The organism is Massilia sp. CCM 8734 (assembly GCF_011682155.1).
Classification (GTDB): domain Bacteria; phylum Pseudomonadota; class Gammaproteobacteria; order Burkholderiales; family Burkholderiaceae_D; genus Telluria_A; species Telluria_A rubra.
In genome coordinates this window covers 1-569 of the sequence record NZ_WHJI01000182.1, presented here as the reverse complement: position 1 = coordinate 569, position 569 = coordinate 1, and the positions used below count along the sequence as shown (strand labels likewise).

At 53.6% G+C, this 569-nt stretch carries 1 protein-coding gene; it reads left to right on the top strand.

The window, feature by feature from the left end; genetic code table 11:
- The first annotated feature begins 154 nt into the window (after window positions 1–154).
- Window positions 155–448 carry a hypothetical protein gene (locus F2P46_RS36160; protein ID WP_166899325.1) on the top strand — a complete coding sequence of 98 codons (294 nt, stop codon included), beginning with the start codon at window positions 155–157 and terminating at the stop codon, window positions 446–448.
- The last annotated feature ends 121 nt before the right edge of the window (window positions 449–569 follow it).

The following is a 569-nucleotide window of genomic DNA, read 5'->3' as shown; positions in this document are numbered from 1 at the left end:
GTCCACATGCGCTAAGCTTGTTGCACGTGGCGGCAAATTTACTTGCCCAACTCGACACGGATCTTTTCGCCCATCTCATTCCTGCCTACCGCCGGTACTTTATCAATTTTTTACCCATGCAGCATAGTATTTCTCCATGCCTAACAACCCTGTCATGGATACGGACCCGTGCGATGTCGAGTTTAGCAAAAGCCAACTTGCCGACTTGGCCCAAGTATCCCCGGAAATTGCCGACCAGTCACGCAAGAACTTTACGACAATCTTGCATTTTATCAATAAAACAACGGCTACCGCTATTGCGGACCGAATGGGTATGCACGAATCGTCCATTTCTCGTGCGAAATCGGGCGGGCAGCTCAGTTACTGCGCGCGTCTGCTCGCAGCGGCCGGGCTCAAGGTCGTGCCCGTCGACGGCATTGTCTACCTGCAACCGGACGAGTATCGATGAAAACCTAGTGCCCCGCAGTTGACCTCCTAATCGAGGCCGCTGACATGAAGTGCGCAAGTCTGCATTTTTAGCGGACGGCGTTGTGCCGCCCCTACTGTCTGTCCGTGTGACCGGAAACATG